Below are 21,132 nucleotides of genomic sequence, written 5' to 3' on the forward strand. Positions count from 1 at the left end.
AGGTAGCCGGTCAACCACCAGGGGTTCGGTCGCTCCCGACAGCACGGTCTGACCACCGTGGCCCAGATCGCGCAGCCGCGCTGTGCGGTTGATCGTCGGACCGGCATAGTTACCCTCATCGCGCAGCTGCACCTCACCGGTATGCACTCCGATGCGCAGCCGGATTGGGGCCAACGGCGCCCGCTGCAACTCCACGGCAGCGGCCACCGCATCGGAGGCGCGCGCGAACGCCGCCACAAAACTGTCACCCTCACCTTGCTCGACCGGGCGCACACCGTCATGGGCGGCGATGGTGTCCGACACGACGTGGTTCAGGCGCGCGATCGCGGCCGTCATCTGGTCTGGCTGGGTCTCCCATAGGCGCGTGGAGCCCTCGACGTCGGCCAACAGCAACGTCACGGTGCCCGTCGGCAAAAGCCCGCTCACGTCAAGCTCGCTCCAGTCCACCAGCGGCATGTCCGCGCGTGGATCGATCTCGCTCATGCTAGCCAGCATGCGGCCACCACCGACCACAAAACATCAGCACAAACGCGTAGATTGCCACCGATCGAGGGCGGCAGTTACGGGCCGGCTGCCGGTCCAGTCGGGCTTGCACCGCCGCGCAGAAATCGCCCGGATCGCGGCAAACTACGGCGGAAAGGCCCTGGGTTTCATTCACTCAAAGCGGGCTATGCTGCGCCGACAATATCGTGCAGCCTGATCGACAGGAGCTAATGCGTTGACGCGGACGGCATCAATCAACGGTGTGGCGATCGCCATTGTGGCTTTAGGCATCGGCTTGGTGGGGTGTGGCTCCACCTCCGGCAGCCACTCCGGCGGCAACGGTGCGTCGAGCAAGACCCCGACCACGACAACCACCAGCAAGCCACCGTCAAAGGTGGCGCCGCGCACCACCGTCCCGGGCCCTAACCCCACTATTGCCAGCTATATCCAACACAACGGCATCACCGAGACTCCGGTCCACCGCGGTGACCGCGGCGCGCCGACCATCAACCTGCCAATTCCCGACGGCTGGGCCGATGCCGGACCGGACACCCCGGCCACGGCTTACTGGGCCATCGTCGACAAGGGCCCGGAGGCTGCTAGATACACACCCAGCGTCGTGGCAACGGTATCCAAGCTCGTCGGCGATGTAGACCCGCAGAAAATTCTCGACCTTGCCGGTGGCGAACTGAAGAATCTGCCCGGGTTTACGCCCAAGGGCGACGGCTCTGACGACGCCCTGGCCGGTTTTCCCGCACACGAGTCGGGTGGCACCTGGGTGCAAAATGGCCAGACGAAGGCGGTCGCGCAGAAAACCGTGGTCATCGAGGCCAGCGACGGCGTCTACCTGCTGCGGCTCAACATCGACTGCCTCGAAAGCCAAATCGATCAGGTGCTTCCCGTGGCGATCACTATCGACGAGAAGACGACGATAACCGTGTAGGTGTTGCCCGCGGCGGCCGGACGGTCCGGTGCGCAGGGCAGGTGATCGGGCACCGCTGCGATAAAACGCATGGCACCAACCAATAACGCAGGTTCCTACACTGGTCCGGTGCGTCTCGTCTTTGCCGGCACCCCCGAACCCGCGCTGCCCGCGCTGCGCGGTCTCATCGACTCGCCGCGCCACGACGTGGTCGCGGTGCTCACCCGGCCAGACGCTGCCTCCGGACGTCGCGGCAAACCCGAACCGTCACCGGTGGCCCGTCTTGCGCTGGATCAGGGCATCCCGGTGCTACGACCGCCACGGCCCAACACCGTCGAGTTCGTCGCCGAGCTGTCAGAGTTGGCGCCCGACTGCTGCCCGGTGGTGGCCTACGGCGCGCTGCTCCGCGACGAGTTGCTCGCGGTGCCGGCACACGGCTGGGTCAATCTGCATTTCTCGCTGCTGCCTGCCTGGCGGGGGGCGGCCCCGGTGCAAGCCGCGATCGCCGCCGGCGACACCGTCACCGGCGCCACGACCTTCCAGATCGATGCGGGTCTGGACTCCGGGCCGGTCTACGGAGTGGTCACCGAAGCGATCCGGCCGACCGACACCGCCGGTGATCTGCTTGACCGGCTGGCGATTTCGGGTGCGGCGCTACTGTCAACCACCCTGGACGGTATCGCCGATGGGGCGCTCACGCCGGTCCCACAACCGGCCGACGGGGTCAGCGTCGCGCCGAAGGTCACCGTCGAGCAGGCCCACGTGCGCTGGGACCTTCCGGCCCAAGTCGTCGAGCGGCGTATTCGTGCCGTCACGCCCAACCCGGGCGCCTGGACCCTGATCGGTGACCTGCGGGTCAAGCTCGGGCCGGTGCAGGTCGATGCCGACGTGTCGGATCTTCCAAAGCCATTGTCGCCCGGCGATATTCACGTCGGCCGCCGCAGTGTGCGGATTGGCACCGGCTCTGAGCCGGTGCGGCTGGGGCAAGTCCAGGCGCCGGGCAAGAAGTTGATGAACGCCGTCGACTGGGCTCGCGGGGCCCGCCTGGACTCGACGGCGCGAGCGTCATGACCCCACCACACAAGCCGCGACGCGGCCGACCGCCGGTACGGTCGGCGCCGTCATCCCGGCGGCCGGGTAGGCCACCGCGGCGCCGGCCGCTGGATCCGGCGCGCCGGGCGGCGTTCGATGTGTTGCGCGCCGTGAGCGAGCGCGACGCTTACCCCAACTTGCTGCTGCCAGTCCTGTTGCGGGAGCGGCAGATCAGCGGCCGTGACGCAGCCTTCGCCACCGAGCTGACCTACGGCAGCTGCCGCATTCGTGGCCTGCTCGACGCGATCATAGGTGCCGCCGCCGGTCGGTCACCCGACGCCATCAACCCGGTGCTGCTTGATCTGCTTCGGCTCGGGACGTATCAACTGCTGCGCACCCGGGTCGACGCGCACGCCGCCGTCTCCACTACTGTCGAGCAGGCTGGAATCGAATTCGATTTGGCCCGTGCAGGTTTCGTCAACGGTGTGCTGCGCACGATCAGCGCCCGCGACGAACAATCCTGGGTCGACGAGCTAGCACCCGACCAATTCACCGATCCGGTCGGGCACGCTGCTTTCGTTCACGCCCACCCGCGCTGGATCGCTCAGGCCTTCGTCGACGCGCTGGGTGCCGCCGCTGGCGAGCTCGACGCCGCCCTGGCCAGCGACGACGAGCGCCCCCAGGTGCACCTGGCGGCCCGTCCGGGAGTGCTGACCGCCGAGGAGTTGGCTGGTGCCGTGAACGGTACCGTGGGCCGGTATTCGCCGTACGCGGTGTACCTGTCGGGCGGCGATCCCGCACAGTTGCCGGCGGTCCGCGACGGCCAGGCACTGGTCCAGGATGAGGGCAGCCAATTGGTGGCCCGCGCGCTCACCCTCGCCCCGGTGGCCGACGACGCCGGTCGATGGCTAGACCTGTGCGCCGGACCGGGCGGCAAGACCGCGCTGCTGGCCGCCCTGGGCGCCGGGTCGGGAGCCCGGGTCACGGCGGTGGAGCCAGCGCCACACCGCGCCGACCTGGTTGCCGAGAACACCCGCGGCCTGCCGGTCGAGGTGCTGCGCGCTGATGGACGCAGCACCGGCCTGGACCCGGGTTTCGACCGGGTGCTAGTCGATGTGCCCTGCACCGGGCTGGGCGCGCTGCGCCGCAGGCCCGATGCGCGCTGGCGGCGTCAGCCCGCCGACATCCCGGCGCTGACCCGACTGCAACGCGAATTGCTGGGAGCCGCGATCGCGCTGACCCGCCCCGGCGGTGTCGTCTTGTATGCCACTTGCTCGCCGCAGCTGGCCGAGACGGTCGGCGTGGTCAGTGACGCGCTGCGGCGCCACCCGGTGTCCGCGCTGGACACCCGGTCGCTGTTCGAACCCGTCGCCGATCTGGGGGAGGGCCCCTACATTCAGCTGTGGCCACACCGGCACGGCACCGACGCCATGTTCGCTGCAGCCCTCACGAAGCTGGATTAGTCCGGCTCCTTCTCGCGCCGTTGAACGGCGCGCATCGTCGCCAGACTAGGCTGAGCCCCATGTCAGGCAAGACCGATCGGCCGCTGATCGCGCCGTCGATTCTGGCCGCTGATTTCGCCCGGCTGGCCGACGAGGCCGCCGTCGTCGAAGGCGCCGACTGGTTGCACGTCGATGTCATGGATGCACATTTCGTGCCAAACCTGACGATCGGGCTACCGGTGGTGGAAAGCCTGTTGGCCGCCAGCGACATTCCGATGGATTGCCATCTGATGATCGAGGACCCCGACCGGTGGGCGCCGCCGTACGCCGAGGCGGGCGCCTACAACGTCACGTTCCACGCCGAGGCAACCGACAACCCGGTCGGTGTGGCGCGTGACATCCGCGCCGCCGGCGCCAAGGCGGGCCTGAGCATCAAGCCCGGCACCCCGCTGGACCCTTACCTGGACATCCTCAAGGACTTCGACACCTTTCTCGTCATGTCGGTAGACCCCGGTTTCGGTGGCCAGGAATTCATTCCCGACGTGCTGACCAAGGTCCGCACGGTGCGCAAGTTAGTCGACTCCGGCGAGCTGACGATCCTGGTCGAAATCGACGGCGGCATCAACGCCGACACCATCGAGCAGGCCGCCGAGGCCGGTGTCGACTGCTTTGTCGCCGGATCCGCGGTCTACGGCGCCGAGGACCCGGCGGTGGCGGTCGAAGCACTGCGGCGACGGGCCGGTGCCGCGTCACCGCACCTGCGAAAATGAGCCGCGCCGAAGACGATGATGCCGGCGTAGCCGGGGTCGAGGAGTGGCGCCGATGAGTACCGCGGCGACCATCAGTCACGACGCCGCCATGCGACTTGCCGTCGAGCACGCCGACCTGGTGAAAGGCGGCACCTATCCGAACCCGCCGGTCGGTGCGGTGATCCTGGACCCCGACGGCCGGGTCGCCGGCGCCGGCGGCACCGGACCGGCGGGCCGCGCACACGCCGAGGTAGTGGCGCTGCGCCGGGCAGGACGCCTGGCCGAGGGCGGCACCGCGGTGGTCACGCTGGAACCGTGCAACCACCACGGCAAGACCCCGCCGTGCGTGGACGCGCTGCTAGACGCGGGCATCGCGTCGGTCGTGTACGCGGTCACCGACCCCAGCCCGACTGCGGCCGGTGGTGCGGCGCGACTGGCGGCCGCCGGCGTGCACGTCGTCCGCGACGTGGAAGCCGATCTGGTCGCGACCGGGCCGCTGCGTGAATGGCTGCACAAACAACGCACCGGCTTGCCGCACGTGACATGGAAGTACGCCACCAGCATCGACGGGCGCAGCGCGGCCGCGGACGGCTCAAGCCAGTGGATCACTAGCGAGGCCGCGCGCGCCGACCTGCACCGCCGGCGCGCGGCCGCGGATGCCATCGTGGTTGGGACCGGGACGGTACTCACCGACGACCCGACGTTGACCGCCCGGTTGGCCGACGGCGGGCTCGCGGACCGCCAGCCGCTGCGGGTCGTTGTGGGAAGACGCGAAATTCCTACGGAAGCAAAGGTTCTCAACGATGACTCGCGCACCATGGTGATCCGCACCCGCGATCCTGCCGAAGTGCTCAAGGCGCTGTCCGATCGCACTGACGTCCTCGTCGAGGGCGGGCCCACGCTTGCCGGAGCGTTCCTGCGGGCGGGGGTGATCGATCGCATCTTGGCCTACGTTGCGCCGATCCTGCTGGGCGGACCGATCACCGCCGTTGACGACGTCGGGGTCCCAACCATCGCCCGGGCGCTGCGCTGGCGCTACGACGGCATCGAACGGGTCGGCCCGGATCTGCTGCTCAGCCTGGTACCCCGTGAGCCTGCGACCGGGTCGATCAAGGGCGACCGTGCAGGCCCGGGATCAGCATCGGAACGCGGCGACGGTAGTCGTGGTACTGCTCCCCGAACGCGCGGATAAGGTCGCGCTCCTCGAATCGAACCGCGAGCAGGATGTATCCGGTCGTCATCGCCGCAAAGAGCAAGTGCCCCAACGTCATTCTCGGCGTGGCCCAGAACGCCATCAGAAAACCGAAGTAGATCGGGTGCCGAACCGCCCGGTAGAAAAACGGTGTCGCGAACTTGTGTTCGACAAGCTGCCGCCCCCGCAGCCGGGCGAAAACCTGACGCAGGCCGAACAAATCGGAGTGATCGATGAGGAAGGTGCTCAGCAGGACGATCGCCCAGCCGACTAGACCGAGGGCGGTCAACAGTGCTCGCCAGGGTTGGGCGCTGACCTTCCAAACGTCGTCGGTGATCGGACGCCACACGACGAGGAGAACGACCAAGCAGACGGTGGCGGCAAGGACATACGTCGACCGCTCGGCGCTGGGCGGCACGATGCGGGTCCACCAGCGTTTGAAGGTGGCCCTGGCCATCACGCTGTGCTGGACCGCGAAGAGCGCGAGCAACGCCGCGTCGATGACCACCGCCGCGACGGTGAGAGTGCCGTCGCCGACGCCGCCGCGATCGATGCTCTTACCCACGACATGCACGCTGCCGACCCAGAAATCGGCGTTGATGACGAATCCGATTAGGTAGAGGAAGACGACCTGGAAAAGCAGATACGTGGCGACGCCATAGGCCGCAACCAGGACACCACCGGCAGTACTGCCGGCCGGCCGCGCACGGGTCCCATCGCTGGGCGCCACACCAAGGTTGTGCTCCGCTTTTTCGGCGAAATACAGCGTCTCAGCGAAAACGGCACCTAGACGCGAGGCGCGACCGGCTGCTCCTCGTGCAGTTGCGGCTCCTCGGCATGGGTGCGACGGCTGCTGATCAGCAGCCCCAACAGTGCACCCACCACGCAGACGACGGCCGTAACCGTGAAGATGCCGCCATACATTTGGGCAAACGCGCGCCGGTAGAGGTCTCCCTGCGCGAGGATCCGTTCCGCCAGGCTCGCGTCGGCCGGCACTTGCGCTGAGAGCTTCGAAACGATGTGCGGCAGTTGATAGAAACCCCATGCGCTCAGCGCGGCCACCCCGATCAGCATGCCCGTCATCCGGGCCACCACCACCGCCGCGGAGGCGATGCCGTGCTGCGCCGACGGCACCACCCGCAAGCTGGCGGACGTCAGCGGCCCGATCACCAGACCCAGCCCCAGGCCGGCGACCACCAAGTCGGTGTCCAGTGCGGGCAGTGACAACAGCCCAAAGATGTTGTGCCGCTGGCTCAGTAGGTCGACCGACCACTTCGAGATCAGCCAGTAGCCGCCGGCCGCGATCAACAGCCCGACGAAGGCCATGGCCCGGTCGCCGACCTTGGTCGCGATCCAGCCGCCCAGCAGCGCCCCGATCGGCAGCGCGATCAGGAAACGCAGCAGCAGGATGGCGGCCTGATCTTGCTGCTTGCCCAGCACGCCCTGGGCGAACAGCTCGACGTCGACCAGCGTCACCATCAGCGCCGCACCAGCGCACAGCGACGCGCCGAGCGCGGACAGGAACGGCCCGAAGTGCACCCCGGTGGGCTCGATCAGCTTGGTGCGCGCAAACCGCTCCCACAGCGCGAAAACCACCGCCGCGCCCACCGCCGCATAGACCAGCGGTGGCCCGTAGCTAGGCAGCACCTGCTGACCGTTGGGCGCCGGGTTATAAAGTCCAATTACTGCCAGGCCCAATGTAATCGCGAGCAGTAGTCCACCGACGACGTCGACCTTTTCCGGGTCGGCGCTGCGGTCTCGCGACGGCAAGCTGAATTGGATCATCACCATCGCGGCCAGCGCCAGCGGAACGTTGATCCAGAACACGTCCTGCCAGCGACTCGTCAGCCAGACGATGAAGATCCCGTAGAGCGGGCCGAGCACGCTGCCCAGCTCCTGCGCGGCACCGATGCCGCCGAGGACCCCAGCGCGGTTGCGCTGGGCCCACAAATCGGCACCGAGGGCCAGCGTCACCGGCAGCAGTGCACCGCTGGCCACGCCTTGAATGGTGCGGCCGACGACCAGCACATGCAGATCGGTCGATAACGCGGTGACTATCGAGCCAACGATGAACGCGGCCAGGCTGGCCTGAAGCAGCCGTTTGCGGCCGAATCGATCCGAGGCACGGCCCAGCAGCGGCATCGCGGCGATGTAGCCCAACAGGTACCAGGTGACGATCGGCGTGATGCGTTGCAGCTGATTGATCGGGACGCCGATGGTGTTGATGATGTCGCGCATGATGGTGACCACGACATACGTGTCGAGGGCACCGAGGAGTACGGCGAGGCTGCCGGCGCCGATGGCGACTCCGCGGCCGGCATGTGGCGCCGTCATCCGGCTACCGGCGGCTTGGTGACCTGGACCGGGGCGTTCCAGTTCGACAGCGTCATCTGGACGGAGTTGCCCGCGCTCTGGTCCAGCTTGGCCTGCGCCAACTGGTGATCACCGGATTCCTGGATCCAGACCGTCGCCGGCAGCGGCTGGGTGGCCTTCAGTTGCGGCGCAAGCCCATTCACCGCGTCCGCCGAGGCCGTTCCGGTGATCTTGACCGTGCTCTGCCCGCCGATGGTTTCGCGTGATTCGGCCTTGGGGTTGCTGATATTGGCCAACACGTTGGCCAAACCGGTGTTCGGGTTGAGGATCTCAGACGGGTCGTAGATAGCGGCCGCGGGGCCGAAGCTTTCCCAATGGCCCGGGGTGAGCGCCGCGTATAGGGTTCCGTCGTCGACCACGAACTGAGTATCGACACTCGAGCCCATGACCGTGAGGTCGGCGTCGCCCTTGGCGGCGGTGGGTGACGTGGTCAGGTCACCGGTCAGCGTCTTGACCGGCAGTCCCTTGATCGTGCCGCTCACCGACAGCGCCAAGTGCACGCTCTTGACGTTTGTGGTGGTCTCGCTTGACTCCTTGAGCAGCGTGGCCGCATCCGGCAGCGGCGCGGTGGACTGCTTCGACGAGCAGCCGCCGACCAGAGCGGCGGCGATAGTGAGGGCGGCTAGGACGGCGAGGATTGGGCCTGTTGGGCGCAGCGTCGGCATAGGTGCATCGTAGAGGGTGCCGTTCACCCGATGGCGAACCCCGAGGTGACGGCAGTGACGGCCACGTAGCGCGCGGACCGCCAGACTCACTAGCCTGAGGCGGTGTTCACCGGAATCGTCGAGGAATTGGGCGAGGTTGTCGGCAAGGACGACCTGGGCGATTCCGCGCGCTTTACCATCCGTGGTCCCGTCGTTACCGCCGATGCCGGTCACGGCGACTCGATCGCCGTCAACGGCGTGTGCCTCACGGTGGTTGAGGTGCTGCCGGAGGGCCAGTTCACCGCCGACGTGATGGGCGAGACTTTGAAGCGGTCCAGCTTGGGCCGGCTGACCGCCGGCAGCCCGGTCAACCTCGAGCGCGCCGCCGCCCTGAACAGTCGGCTTGGTGGGCACATCGTGCAAGGACACGTGGATGGCACCGGGCAGATCCAGGTTCGTACGCCCGCGGAGCACTGGGAGGTGGTCCGGATCGGGCTGCCCGTTGAGCTGGCCCGCTACGTGGTCGAAAAAGGCTCGATCACCGTCGACGGTATTTCGCTCACCGTCTCCGGACTCGGCGACGACTGGTTTGAGGTCTCACTGATCCCCACCACCCGGGAGCTGACCACGCTGGGCCACACAGCGCCCGGGACACCGGTGAACCTCGAAGTCGACGTGATCGCGAAGTATGTCGAGCGGCTGCTGGGTGCGCCGTCAGGCCGATAAGGACAACGCCCGCTCCGCCAATCGGCGAAGCGGGCGTCCTGTGACTAGTTTTTACAGCGGAATCCAGACTCCGAAGAAGTTGAAGCCCCATTGGTTGAACTGCGGATTCCAGAAGGGGTTCTCCTGATAGCCCCAGTAGTTGATCGGGCCGTAGTTCCACGGTCCACCGGGCGGGGGAAGTGGTCTGTCCCATGCCGGCCGCGGTGGCGCGCCTGGACCCCAGGGTGCGGGTCCGTCTCCCCAGGGGGCCCCGTGGAAGTAGCCGCGCTGGTCATCCCCATGCCATGGGCCGGGCCCTCCTGGTCCGCCCGGTCCGTGGGGTCCGGGGCCACCAGGCCCACCGGGCCCTCCTGGTCCGCCGGGTCCGTGGGGTCCGGGTCCGCCGGGGCCACCTGGTCCGCCGGGTCCGTGGTCGCCCGGTGCGCCTGGGCCGCCCGGCCCGGGTCCACCTGGACCGCCGGGACCACCCGGACCACCGGGTCCTCCTGGTCCGCCCGGTCCGTGGCCTCCTCCACCCGGCTCGTGGGGTGCAGGTCCGGCGTGGCTAGCCGCGGGCGGCGCGCCGTGGGCGCCGCCGGCACCGGGCGGCGGTCCAGGAGCGGCGCTGGCAGCACCGGTACCCGCACCCAACGCGGCAGCTCCGAGGGCGCCGGTGATGGTAGCCCCCGCCATCAGTTGCTTCAGTTTCATTGTCCTTCACCTGTCTACTCGGGTATTCAGCGGACATTTGCCCCCCGACGCACCGAACGCTAGATAGCGTGCCTATGAATCAGCTAGGAGGGGCCTCTGAAGATCTTTTGCGCATTTGCGCGCAGTGAGTTGCCGGCGCTTCGGCTGATGAACGGTCCCGGTCAGCGAGCCGTGGCAATAACCGGGACGACATGGTGGTTCATACTGGACGCAACACTTGAGCGCTTCAGGTGGGTTCTTCTGACGAGGTGGCAGCGATGACGAGGTTGGACTCCGTCGAACGTGCGGTCGCCGACATCGCCGCTGGCAGGGCTGTCGTCGTCATCGACGACGAGGATCGGGAGAACGAGGGCGACCTCATCTTCGCCGCCGAGAAGGCCACCTCGGAGCTGGTGGCGTTCATGGTGCGCTACACCTCGGGATACCTGTGCGTGCCGTTGGACGGTGCGGTCTGCGACCGGCTGGGCCTGTTGCCGATGTACGCGGTCAACCAGGACAAGCACGGCACCGCATACACTGTTACCGTCGATGCGAAAAATGGTGTAGGGACCGGTATTTCAGCTTCCGACCGGGCTACAACCATGCGGTTGCTGGCCGATCCGGGCAGCGTTGCCGACGATTTCACCCGGCCCGGGCACGTGGTTCCGTTGCGCGCCAAGGACGGTGGCGTATTGCGGCGCCCTGGCCACACCGAAGCCGCCGTCGACCTGGCCCGGATGGCGGGATTGTCGCCAGCAGGTGCAATCTGCGAAATCGTCAGCCAAAAGGACGAAGGCGCGATGGCGCAGACCGACGAACTGCGGGTCTTCGCCGACGAGCACGATCTGGCGCTGATCGCTATCGCCGACTTAATCGAGTATCGCCGCAAGCACGAGAAGCACATCCAGCGGATCGCCGAAGCCAGGATCCCCACCCGGCACGGCGAATTTCGCGCCGTCGGCTACACCAGCATCTACGAGGACGTCGAGCATGTAGCCCTGGTCCGCGGTGAGATCGCCGGGCCGAACTACGACGGCGACGATGTGCTGGTCCGGGTGCACTCGGAGTGCCTGACCGGCGACGTGTTCGGTTCACGCCGGTGCGACTGTGGGCCGCAGCTGGACGCCGCGATGGCCATGATCGCGCGGGAAGGCCGCGGCGTGGTGCTCTACATGCGCGGCCACGAGGGCCGCGGCATCGGGCTGATGCACAAGCTGCAGGCATATCAGCTGCAGGACGCCGGCGACGACACCGTCGACGCCAACCTCAAGCTCGGATTGCCCGCTGATGCGCGGGATTACGGCACCGGCGCCCAAATCCTGGTCGACCTCGGCGTTCGTTCGATGCGGCTGCTGACCAACAATCCCGCCAAACGGGTCGGGTTGGACGGGTATGGATTGCACATCATCGAGCGGGTGCCGCTGCCGGTACGGGCCAATGCGGAGAACATCCGGTATCTGCTCACCAAACGTGACCGGATGGGCCACGACTTGATCGGGCTCGACGACTACGACGAATCCGTCCATCTGCATGGCGAATTCGGGGGTGCACTGTGACCGCCGGTGACGATGCAGAGCGTAGCGATGCTGAGGAGCGGCGCATATGACCGCCGGTGACGATGCAGAGCGTAGCGATGCTGAGGTGGGGGCACCTCCCGCTTGCGGGGGACGGCGCATATGAGCGGTGCCGGTGTACCCGACATCGCGGCGTTGGACGCCTCCGCACTCAAGCTGGCGATCGTGGCAAGCACTTGGCACAAGCAGATCTGCGATGCGTTGCTGGCCGGCTCCTGCAGAATCGCCCACGAATGGGGTGTCAAGAATCCGACGGTGGTGCGGGTTCGCGGCGCGATCGAAATTCCGGTCGTCGCACAGGCCGTCGCCCGTAACCACGACGCCGTCGTCGCGCTGGGTGTGGTGATCCGCGGGGAGACACCGCATTTCGACTATGTCTGCGACGCGGTAACCCAGGGACTGACCCGGGTCTCGCTGGACGAATCCACGCCGGTGGCCAACGGAGTGCTGACCACCAACAACGAAGAGCAGGCCCTCGACCGTGCGGGGCTGCCGGAGTCCGCTGAAGACCATGGCGCCCAGGCGACGGCTGCGGCGCTGAGCACCGCGCTGACCCTGCGCGATCTGCGCGGAAAGCCGTGATCGTCAAGCCGGACCGGGACTGCTGGGATGCGCAAATCCGTCCTCGTCTGACGCCGTATTGCGCCTACGTCGCGGCATTCGTGATCGCTGCGGCCCACATCGTGGTGGGACTGCTGCTCAAGATCAAGTCCAGCGGCGTGGTCTTCCAGACCGCCGATCAGGTGGCGATCGCCGGGCTGGGGCTCGTCATTGCCGGGCTGGTGCTGCTGTTCGCCCGGCCACGGCTGCGGGTCGGGGCTGCCGGGCTGTCGGTGCGAAACTTGCTCGGCGATCGCCTGGTGCCGTGGTCGGACGTGGTCGGTGTGTCGTTTCCCGCCGGGGCACGCTGGGCGCGCATCGATCTGCCCGACGACGAGTACATCCCGCTGATGGCGATCCAGGCTGTCGACAAGGACCGCGCCGTCGAAGCCATGGACGCCGTACGGACACTGCTGGCCCGCTACCGGCCGGACCTGGGTGCAGGCTGATCAACCTACGATCGCCCGATGGCACGTCTTGGGCGGTTGTAGCTGAGTCTGCGCATTGAGGCCGCGGCGTTGACGGCCGCCGGGGATTTCCCGGGCGGCCGAGCGGGTTTGGGAATGCTATGCGGCAATGGCCGCGAGCATGCCGAAAGCAAACGCGATGGTGTTCATGCTGCCACCTCGACTGTGCGGACACGGGTCGTTCACTACCCGACCACTGCTCGACTTGTTCACGCCACCAGTCGGGCCCCGGTCCGTGATGCACCAAGCAACCGGGGCCGGCGTACCTTCGGCGGGGCTAGGAGGAATCCGAACCGGGCCGGAACTCTCCGATCCGGCGAGCCCCAGCTGTTTACGCGACTACTAGCCTAGAAACCGTGCCTGATCCCGCGACTTACCGCCCCGCGCCCGGGTCCATCCCGGTCGAGCCCGGCGTATACCGATTCCGGGACCAGCACGGACGGGTGATCTACGTCGGCAAGGCCAAGAGCCTGCGCAGCCGGCTGACGTCTTACTTCGCCGACGTCGCGAGCCTGCACCCGCGGACTCGGCAGATGGTGACCACCGCCGCCAAGGTCGAGTGGACGGTGGTCAATACCGAGGTCGAGGCGCTGCAGCTGGAATACAACTGGATCAAGGAGTTCGACCCGCGGTTCAACGTCCGCTACCGCGACGACAAGTCCTATCCGGTGCTGGCCGTCACCCTCAACGAGGAATTCCCGCGGTTGATGGTCTATCGCGGCCCGCGCCGAAAAGGCGTGCGCTATTTCGGGCCGTACTCGCATGCCTGGGCTATCCGGGAGACTTTGGATCTGCTCACCCGCGTCTTCCCCGCGCGCACCTGTTCGACCGGAGTATTCAAGCGGCACAAGCAAATCGACCGACCGTGCCTGCTTGGCTATATCGACAAGTGCTCGGCGCCGTGTATCGGGCGGGTCAGCGCCGAGCAGCATCGCCAGATCGTGCTGGACTTCTGCGACTTTCTGTCGGGCAAAACCGACCGCTACGCCCGCAGCCTGGAACAGCAGATGAATGCCGCAGCCGAGCAACTCGATTTCGAACGGGCGGCGCGGCTACGTGACGATCTCTCGGCATTGAAGCGGGCGCTGGAGAAGCAGGCCGTGGTGCTCGGCGACGGCACCGATGCCGACGTGGTGGCGTTCGCCGATGACGAGCTGGAAGCCGCGGTCCAGGTATTCCATGTTCGCGGCGGCCGGGTCCGCGGCCAACGCGGCTGGATCGTCGAAAAACCAGGCGATCCAGGCGATTCCGACGAGGCGCGGTTGGTCGAGCAGTTCTTGACTCAGTTCTACGCCGATCAGGCCGAACTCGAGGGCGCCGCAGACGAATCCGCCAACCCGGTGCCGCGCGAAGTCTTGGTGCCCTGCCTGCCGCCCAATGCCGACGAGTTGACCACCTGGCTGTCGGGTCTGCGGGGTTCGCGGGTGACGCTGCGGGTGCCGCGCCGCGGCGACAAGCGGGCATTGGCCGAAACTGTGCAGCGGAACGCCAAAGAGGCACTGCAGCAGCACAAACTCAAGCGTGCCGGTGACTTCACCGCCAGATCTGCTGCGCTGCAGAATATTCAGGAAGCGCTGGGTCTGGCCGACGCGCCGTTGCGAATCGAATGCGTGGATATCAGCCACGTCCAGGGCACCGACGTGGTGGGTTCGCTGGTGGTGTTCGAGGACGGGCTGCCGCGCAAGTCCGATTACCGCCACTTCGCGATCCGGGAAGCCGCCGGCCGCGGCCACTCAGACGACGTGGCGTCGATCGCCGAGGTGACTCGGCGTCGGTTCATGCGGCACCTGCAAGACCAAGAGGATCCGAAAGTCTTGTCACCCGAAGGAAAGTCGCGTCGGTTCGCCTATCCGCCCAACCTGTATGTCGTTGACGGCGGCGCTCCGCAGGTCAACGCCGCCAACGCAGTCCTCGACGAGCTGGGAATCACCGACGTCGCGGTGATCGGCCTGGCCAAGCGGTTGGAGGAAGTGTGGGTGCCGTCCGAGCCCGACCCGATCATTCTGCCGCGCAACAGCGAGGGTCTGTACTTGCTGCAGCGAGTACGCGACGAGGCACACCGCTTTGCCATCAACTACCACCGCAGCAAGCGGTCCAAGCGGATGACCTCCTCGGCGCTGGATGCGGTGCCCGGCTTGGGCGAGCATCGCCGCAAGGCGCTGGTGGCCCATTTCGGGTCGTTGGCCCGCCTCAAGGAGGCCACGGTCGATGAGATCACTGCTGTCCCGGGCATCGGGGTTGCGACGGCGACCGCGGTGCTCGACGCGCTGCGAGGTGGCGCCGCCGGATCGAACGTGGCGGCCGAGGACAGGGTCGCCGAACAGGCATCGGGATGACGGGACAGGGGATGGACGGGGCCGCGGGCCAGGCCGATAACCACGGTGGCGCAACGGAATCCGGCATCGACGTGGTGCTGGTCACCGGTTTGTCCGGCGCGGGGCGCGGCACCGCGGCCAAGGTCCTCGAGGACCTCGGCTGGTATGTGGCCGACAATCTGCCGCCGCAGTTGATCACCCGGATGGTGGACTTCGGGCTGGCCGCGGGATCCCGGATCACCCAGCTGGCCGTGGTGATGGACGTGCGCTCCCGCGGGTTCACCGGTGACCTGGACTGGGTGCGCAACGACCTGGCCACCCGCGATATCACCCCGCGTGTGTTATTCATGGAGGCCTCCGACGACATGCTGGTGCGCCGCTACGAGCAGAATCGCCGCAGCCATCCGCTACAGGGAGAGCAGACATTGGCCGAAGGCATCGCCGCTGAGCGCGACATGCTGGCTCCGGTTCGCGCGACTGCCGATCTGATCATCGACACCTCGACATTGTCGGTGCGCGAGCTGCGGGAAAGCATCGAACGGGCCTTCGGCGGCGAGACGGTCGCGAGCACCAGCGTCACCGTGGAGTCCTTCGGCTTCAAGTACGGTCTGCCGATGGACGCCGACATGGTGATGGACGTACGATTCCTGCCCAATCCGCACTGGATCGACGAGTTGCGTCCACACACAGGCCAACATCCGGCTGTTCGCGACTACGTGCTCGGCCAGACTGGCGCGGCGGAGTTCCTGGAGACCTACCATCGATTGCTGACCCTGGTAGTCGACGGCTATCGCAGGGAGGGGAAGCGCTACATGACCGTCGCGATCGGCTGTACCGGAGGCAAGCACCGAAGCGTCGCCATCGCCGAAGCATTGGCGCGGCTGCTGGAGCCGAACACGCAGTTGTCGGTGCGGGTACTGCACCGGGATCTGGGTCGCGAATGACCCTTGAAAAAAACCGCAGCATTGTCGCATTGGGCGGCGGACACGGTTTGTATGCGACGCTGTCGGCGGCCCGCCGACTCACCCCGCACGTCACCGCGGTCGTCACCGTCGCAGACGACGGCGGCTCGTCGGGCCGGTTGCGCAGCGAACTCGATGTGGTGCCACCGGGTGATCTGCGAATGGCGTTGGCGGCGTTGGCATCCGACAGTCCGCACGGCCGACTGTGGGCGACGATCTTGCAGCACCGGTTCGGCGGCAGCGGCGCGCTGGCCGGACACCCCATCGGCAACTTGTTGCTCGCCGGCCTCAACGAATTGCTGACCGACCCGGTCGCCGCGCTCGACGAACTCGGCCGCGTGCTCGGCGTGCGGGGCCGGGTGCTACCGATGTGCCCGATCGCGTTGCAGATCGAGGCTGACGTTTCCGGCCTGGAGGCCGACCCGCGGATGTTCCGCTTGATTCGCGGGCAGGTGGCGATCGCCACCACGCCGGGAAAGGTTCGCCGCGTCCGGCTGCTGCCCGGCGATCCGCCGGCCACCCGGCAGGCCGTCGACGCGATCATGTCCGCCGATTTGGTGGTGCTCGGACCCGGATCGTGGTTCACCAGCGTGATCCCGCATGTACTGGTACCCGGGCTGGCCGCGGCACTGCAGGCGACCACGGCCCGCCGGGCGCTGGTGCTCAACTTGGTGGCCGAGCCGGGGGAGACGACCGGCTTCTCCGCAGAGCGTCATCTGCACGTGCTCGCCCAGCACGCCCCGGGCTTCACCGTCCACGACGTCATCATCGACGCCGAGAGGGTGCCCAGTGAGCGTGAGCGCGAGCAGCTGCGACGCACCGCAACTGTGCTTGATGCCCAGGTTCAGTTCGCGGACGTGGCCCGGCCTGGTAGACCTTTACATGACCCGGGCAAGTTGGCCGCGGCGCTGGATGGGGTGGGTGTGCGCGACACCGGCTCGCCGCCGCCTTCGGCGACGGACACCGATGCGATGCCGATCGAGAAGGAACGTCAGCAGACCGGCGCTGATGGACCGGGTCGTAACGGACCGAGGGGTGACGACGCGTGGCGATGACGGCCGAAGTCAAAGACGAGTTGAGCCGGCTTGTGGTGAGTGCGGTGAGCGCGAGGCGCGCCGAAGTGACCTCGCTGCTGCGATTCGCCGGAGGACTCCACATCGTGGGCGGCCGCGTGGTCGTCGAAGCCGAGGTGGATTTGGGCATCATCGCGCGACGGCTGCGCAAGGACATCTTCGACCTGTATGGCTACAACGCCGTCGTGCATGTGTTGTCGGCCAGCGGAATCCGCAAGGCAACTCGCTATGTGTTGCGGGTCGCCAACGACGGTGAGGCGCTGGCTCGCCAGACCGGCCTGCTCGACTTGCGCGGACGTCCGGTGCGGGGGTTGCCCGCCCAGGTCGTCGGCGGCAGCATCGCCGACGCTGAAGCTGCTTGGCGGGGCGCCTTCCTGGCTCACGGGTCGCTGACCGAGCCCGGGCGCTCGTCGGCGCTGGAGGTCAGCTGTCCCGGTCCGGAGGCGGCGCTGGCCTTGGTAGGGGCGGCGCGCCGGCTCGGGATCAGCGCAAAAGCACGCGAGGTGCGCGGCGCCGACCGGGTGGTGGTGCGCGACGGTGAGGCGATCGGGGCATTGCTGACCCGGATGGGCGCCCAGGACACCCGGCTGGTCTGGGAGGAGCGGCGGATGCGCCGCGAGGTCCGGGCAACGGCCAACCGGCTGGCGAATTTCGACGACGCCAACCTGCGGCGCTCGGCTCGCGCCGCGGTGGCGGCGGCCGCCCGCGTCGAGCGTGCGCTGGAGATCCTCGGTGACGGCGTGCCCGACCATCTTGCCGCGGCCGGCAAGTTGCGCATCGAACACCGGCAGGCCTCCTTGGAGGAGTTGGGCCGGCTGGCCGATCCGCCGATGACGAAAGATGCTGTGGCCGGGCGTATTCGGCGATTGCTCTCGATGGCCGACCGCAAGGCGAAAGTCGACGGCATTCCGGACACCGAATCGGCAGTAACCCCGGACCTGTTGGAAGACGCCTAGGCTTCGTAGTCCACACCGGTCTAAGTGTGTCCCCTTCGTTAGCTTCGGATGCTAATGATGGAGGGGATGGAGGGGAAGACACTTGGGCGGCATCGCCATGATTAATAGCGTGGTCTGTGGACATCGAAAGTGGTGCTTCTGCTCGCCGTCCACGCAGAGGTAGTAAGCACGCGAATCGTTGGCATCCCGCACGTAGTTAATCCCCGCGATGTCAGGGCAGGTGATGTCACCTTCCTGGGGAATGTGCGGCGGCTGCGCGTGCGCAACACCCGGACTTACAACGGTTACCCACCCGAAGCCAACAACAGCGGCCACCTGTTTAATCTTGGCGGACACGAACATTCCTAATCTTCGATGCCAGCACGGGTGTCTGGGCAAGGGCCTTTTGGCCCGGCGTGATCGCCTAACGTCACCTGTGATGCACCGAGGCACGGAGAAAACAAAAGCTTGGGGTTTCGGCCAGTTTGCAAGATCGACACGATGATCTCGTAAAGCCGATACATTATCTTCGCCAGCTGGTTTCACACCCGGAGCGAGGCCATCATGGGATTCACCACGCCGGAGCTTCCCGACGTCGATCACGATGCCTGGCCCACCCTGCCGGCGGCGTCAAGGCTGCAAGTGGTGACCCGCCACTGGGTGGAGAACGGCTTCGGTACCCCGTCTGCGATCTATCTGCTTTACGGACTCAAGATGGCGGCCTACGTCGCAGGCGCTGCGGCGGTCATCTCGCTGACTCCGGGTCTGGGCGGGCTCGGTCACATCGCCGTGTGGTGGACACAACCGATCGTGTATCAAAAGGTCGTCATCTTCACCCTGCTGTTCGAGGTCCTGGGATTGGGCTGCGGGTCCGGCCCGCTCACCGCGCGATTCTGGCCGCCGATCGGCGGTTTCCTGTATTGGTTGCGGCCCAAGACGATTCGCCTTCCACCGTGGCCTGACGAGGTTCCGTTCACCAGAGGCGACACCCGCTCTATTGTCGACGTCGCCCTCTATGCCATCGTGCTGGCTTCCGGCGTCTGGGCGCTGCTGTCGTCCGGCCGTGGCGGGTCGGTCACCGCAAGTGGTGACGTTGGTCTGATCGATCCCATTCTGGTGGTGCCGACGATCGTCGCGCTGGCACTGCTGGGTCTGCGCGACAAGACCATCTTCCTGGCCGCCCGCGGCGAGCACTACTGGCTGAAACTCTTGGTATTCCTGTTCCCGTTCACCGACCAGATCGCGGCCTTCAAGATCATCATGCTCGGGCTGTGGTGGGGAGCGGCGACGTCAAAGCTCAACCACCATTTTCCCTACGTCGTCGCGGTGATGATGAGCAACAACGCGCTGCTGCGCGGCAAGTCATTCAACTGGTTCAAGCGTGGGCTCTACCGCGACCCGGTCAACGACCTGCGGCCCTCGTGGATACCGAAAATCATGGCCCACGTCGGCGGGACCACCGCGGAATTCATTGTGCCGGCGGTGCTGGTCTTCTTCGCCGATAGTCATCCGTGGCGATGGCTATTGATCGGGTTCATGGTGATCTTCCACCTCAACATCATTTCCAACCTCCCGATGGGAGTCCCGTTGGAGTGGAACGTGTTCTTCATCTTCTCGCTCTTCTACCTGTTCGGGCACTACAGCAGCATTACCATCTTTGACCTCAATTCACCGCTGCTGCTGGCCTTCCTGCTGGTGGCGCTTGTCGTCGTTCCGATAGTGGGAAATATGTTCCCGCAACAGATTTCGTTTCTGCCCGCGATGCGTTACTACGCCGGCAACTGGGCGTCCAGTGTTTGGTGCTTCCGCGCAGGCGCCGAGGAGAAGCTCGACGCCGAAGTCATCAAAAGCTCGGCGCTGACCGCCAAACAACTGGCCAGGCTCTACGGCCCAGCGACTGCCGAGATCATGAGCGACAAGGTTCGAGCGTTCCGGTCCATGCATGTTCACGGCCGCGCGCTCAACGGACTGCTACCTCGCGCGCTGGAGAACGAGGCGGATTACACGCTGCGTGAGGGCGAAACCGTCGCCGGACCGCTCATCGGCTGGAACTTCGGCGAAGGCCACCTGCACAACGAGCAGCTCCTGGACGCGGTGCAGCGGCGCTGCAACTTCGACGAGGGTGACGTCCGGGTGATCATCCTAGAAGGCCAGCCGATTCATATACAGAAGCAGTGGTATCGGATCGTCGACGCCAAGACCGGCCTGATCGAGGAAGGGTACGTCACGGTCAAGGACATGCTGGCCCGCCAGCCGTGGCCGGAGCCCGATGACGAGTTCCCGGTCCACCTGAAAGCGGACCGAACCGATCGCGTGACCTAAACCACCGGATTCGCGGTGCATTCCCGCAGCTACTAGGCTGGCAGCGAGCAATTCGTCAGCGACGAAGGAGAGAAAAGTGACGGTCCGGGTAGGCATCAACGGCTTCGGTCGAATCGGACGCAACTTCTACCGGGCCCTGCTGGCGCAGCAAGCCGAGGGCGCCAGCACCGACGTCGAGGTGGTCGCCGTCAACGACATCACCGACAACGCGACGCTGGCGCACCTGCTCAAATTCGACTCAATCCTGGGCCGGCTGCCCTACGACGTCGGCCTGGAAGGCGAGGACACCATCGTCGTCGGTAACACCAAGATCAAGGCGCTCGAGGTTAAGGACGGCCCGGCGGCAATACCGTGGAGCGACCTCGGCGTCGACGTCGTCGTCGAATCTACGGGCCGCTTCAACGACGCCGCCAAGGCCAAAGGCCACCTGCAGGCCGGCGCCAAGAAAGTGATCATCTCAGCGCCCGCCACCGACCCCGACCTCACTGTCGTGCTCGGCGTCAACGACGATAAGTACGACGGCAGCCAGAACATCATCTCCAATGCGTCGTGTACGACGAACTGCCTTGCGCCGCTAGCCAAAGTGCTGCACGACGAGTTCGGCATCGTCAAGGGTCTGATGACCACCATCCACGCTTACACCCAAGACCAG

At 66.5% G+C, this 21,132-nt stretch carries 20 protein-coding genes and 2 pseudogenes; 16 read left to right on the forward strand and 6 right to left on the reverse strand.

Annotation, left to right across the window (positions count from 1 at the left end; genetic code table 11):
* Window positions 1-426, reverse strand: a 426-nt coding sequence (locus VEI45_RS08145; RefSeq protein WP_324852011.1) for an adenylate/guanylate cyclase domain-containing protein, incomplete at its 3' end; no start/stop codon positions are given.
* A 292-nt stretch (window positions 427-718) separates the two neighbouring features.
* Between VEI45_RS08145 and VEI45_RS08150 the strand changes: the two genes are divergently transcribed.
* From VEI45_RS08150 to ribD, 5 genes and pseudogenes are all read left to right on the forward strand, one after another.
* A complete protein-coding gene (locus tag VEI45_RS08150; RefSeq protein WP_324851981.1) occupies window positions 719-1,426 on the forward strand; it encodes an LpqN/LpqT family lipoprotein in 708 nt (235 codons plus the stop codon).
* A gap of 108 nt (window positions 1,427-1,534) precedes the next feature.
* Window positions 1,535-2,476, forward strand: a complete 942-nt coding sequence (gene fmt, locus VEI45_RS08155; protein ID WP_324851983.1) for a methionyl-tRNA formyltransferase — start codon at window positions 1,535-1,537, stop codon at window positions 2,474-2,476.
* The gene (locus VEI45_RS08160) at window positions 2,473-3,900 is read left to right on the forward strand and encodes an RsmB/NOP family class I SAM-dependent RNA methyltransferase (protein ID WP_324851985.1); all 1,428 of its coding nucleotides are present in this window, start codon (window positions 2,473-2,475) and stop codon (window positions 3,898-3,900) included. The genes fmt and VEI45_RS08160 overlap by 4 nt, the downstream gene beginning before the upstream one ends.
* Window positions 3,901-3,950: 50 nt before the next feature.
* Complete coding sequence (gene rpe / locus VEI45_RS08165) at window positions 3,951-4,649, forward strand: ribulose-phosphate 3-epimerase (RefSeq protein WP_324852013.1); 699 nt, start codon at window positions 3,951-3,953, stop codon at window positions 4,647-4,649.
* 52 nt (window positions 4,650-4,701) lie between these two features.
* Window positions 4,702-5,718 (forward strand): annotated as a pseudogene (ribD, locus tag VEI45_RS08170) (bifunctional diaminohydroxyphosphoribosylaminopyrimidine deaminase/5-amino-6-(5-phosphoribosylamino)uracil reductase RibD); the annotation flags it as partial.
* A gap of 19 nt (window positions 5,719-5,737) precedes the next feature.
* Here ribD and mddA read toward each other — a convergent pair.
* Genes mddA through VEI45_RS08185 form a run of 3 tightly spaced genes read right to left on the reverse strand, consistent with a single transcriptional unit; the run spans window position 5,738 to window position 8,858 of the window.
* Window positions 5,738-6,550 (reverse strand): methanethiol S-methyltransferase, encoded by an 813-nt coding sequence (mddA, locus tag VEI45_RS08175; protein WP_324851987.1) that lies wholly within the window; start codon window positions 6,548-6,550, stop codon window positions 5,738-5,740.
* Between the two features lie 56 nt (window positions 6,551-6,606).
* Entirely contained in the window at window positions 6,607-8,154 is a 1,548-nt protein-coding gene (locus VEI45_RS08180) for an MFS transporter (protein ID WP_324851989.1), read from the reverse strand.
* Window positions 8,151-8,858, reverse strand: coding sequence for an LppX_LprAFG lipoprotein (locus VEI45_RS08185; protein WP_324851991.1), 708 nt, complete (start codon window positions 8,856-8,858; stop codon window positions 8,151-8,153). The genes VEI45_RS08180 and VEI45_RS08185 overlap by 4 nt, the downstream gene beginning before the upstream one ends.
* A 102-nt stretch (window positions 8,859-8,960) precedes the next feature.
* On the opposite strand from VEI45_RS08185, the gene VEI45_RS08190 reads away from it, so the two are divergent.
* Window positions 8,961-9,563, forward strand: a complete 603-nt coding sequence (locus tag VEI45_RS08190; protein WP_324851993.1) for a riboflavin synthase — start codon at window positions 8,961-8,963, stop codon at window positions 9,561-9,563.
* Between the two features lie 51 nt (window positions 9,564-9,614).
* Here the strand turns inward: VEI45_RS08190 and VEI45_RS08195 are convergent, their stop codons facing one another.
* Window positions 9,615-10,253, reverse strand: a complete 639-nt coding sequence (locus tag VEI45_RS08195; protein ID WP_324851995.1) for a chitin-binding protein — start codon at window positions 10,251-10,253, stop codon at window positions 9,615-9,617.
* 257 nt (window positions 10,254-10,510) lie between these two features.
* Between VEI45_RS08195 and VEI45_RS08200 the strand changes: the two genes are divergently transcribed.
* The 8 genes and pseudogenes from VEI45_RS08200 to whiA all read left to right on the forward strand — a co-directional run bounded on the left by VEI45_RS08200 (window position 10,511) and on the right by whiA (window position 18,179).
* The gene (locus tag VEI45_RS08200) at window positions 10,511-11,788 is read left to right on the forward strand and encodes a bifunctional 3,4-dihydroxy-2-butanone-4-phosphate synthase/GTP cyclohydrolase II (protein WP_324851997.1); all 1,278 of its coding nucleotides are present in this window, start codon (window positions 10,511-10,513) and stop codon (window positions 11,786-11,788) included.
* Window positions 11,789-11,800: 12 nt separating this feature from the next.
* A pseudogene (locus VEI45_RS26440) lies at window positions 11,801-11,899 on the forward strand (sirohydrochlorin chelatase); the annotation flags it as partial.
* A 9-nt stretch (window positions 11,900-11,908) separates the two neighbouring features.
* Window positions 11,909-12,388 (forward strand): 6,7-dimethyl-8-ribityllumazine synthase, encoded by a 480-nt coding sequence (ribH, locus tag VEI45_RS08205; RefSeq protein WP_324851999.1) that lies wholly within the window; start codon window positions 11,909-11,911, stop codon window positions 12,386-12,388.
* Window positions 12,388-12,855 (forward strand): PH domain-containing protein, encoded by a 468-nt coding sequence (locus VEI45_RS08210; RefSeq protein WP_324852014.1) that lies wholly within the window; start codon window positions 12,388-12,390, stop codon window positions 12,853-12,855. Before ribH ends, VEI45_RS08210 begins: the two co-directional genes overlap by 1 nt.
* Window positions 12,856-13,229: 374 nt before the next feature.
* Window positions 13,230-15,209, forward strand: coding sequence for an excinuclease ABC subunit UvrC (uvrC, locus tag VEI45_RS08215; protein ID WP_324852001.1), 1,980 nt, complete (start codon window positions 13,230-13,232; stop codon window positions 15,207-15,209).
* An 11-nt stretch (window positions 15,210-15,220) separates the two neighbouring features.
* On the forward strand, window positions 15,221-16,132 hold the full coding sequence (gene rapZ / locus VEI45_RS08220) for an RNase adapter RapZ (RefSeq protein ID WP_324852016.1): 912 nt from the start codon (window positions 15,221-15,223) through the stop codon (window positions 16,130-16,132).
* Window positions 16,129-17,205: a uridine diphosphate-N-acetylglucosamine-binding protein YvcK gene (gene yvcK, locus VEI45_RS08225; protein WP_324852003.1), complete on the forward strand. Its 1,077-nt coding sequence runs from the start codon at window positions 16,129-16,131 to the stop codon at window positions 17,203-17,205. The genes rapZ and yvcK overlap by 4 nt, the downstream gene beginning before the upstream one ends.
* Window positions 17,202-18,179: a DNA-binding protein WhiA gene (gene whiA / locus VEI45_RS08230; protein ID WP_324852018.1), complete on the forward strand. Its 978-nt coding sequence runs from the start codon at window positions 17,202-17,204 to the stop codon at window positions 18,177-18,179. Before yvcK ends, whiA begins: the two co-directional genes overlap by 4 nt.
* A gap of 51 nt (window positions 18,180-18,230) precedes the next feature.
* On the opposite strand, the gene VEI45_RS08235 is transcribed toward whiA, so the two are convergent.
* Entirely contained in the window at window positions 18,231-18,515 is a 285-nt protein-coding gene (locus VEI45_RS08235; RefSeq protein ID WP_324852005.1) for a hypothetical protein, read from the reverse strand.
* Between the two features lie 207 nt (window positions 18,516-18,722).
* Between VEI45_RS08235 and VEI45_RS08240 the strand changes: the two genes are divergently transcribed.
* Together VEI45_RS08240 and VEI45_RS08245 are read left to right on the forward strand one after the other, a co-directional pair.
* A complete protein-coding gene (locus VEI45_RS08240; protein ID WP_324852007.1) occupies window positions 18,723-20,480 on the forward strand; it encodes a DUF3556 domain-containing protein in 1,758 nt (585 codons plus the stop codon).
* 76 nt (window positions 20,481-20,556) lie between these two features.
* The coding region (locus VEI45_RS08245; protein ID WP_324852009.1) for a type I glyceraldehyde-3-phosphate dehydrogenase at window positions 20,557-21,132 on the forward strand (576 nt) is incomplete at its 3' end.

This window comes from Mycobacterium sp. (assembly GCF_035623875.1).
In the GTDB taxonomy this organism is placed as follows: Bacteria; Actinomycetota; Actinomycetes; order Mycobacteriales; family Mycobacteriaceae; genus Mycobacterium.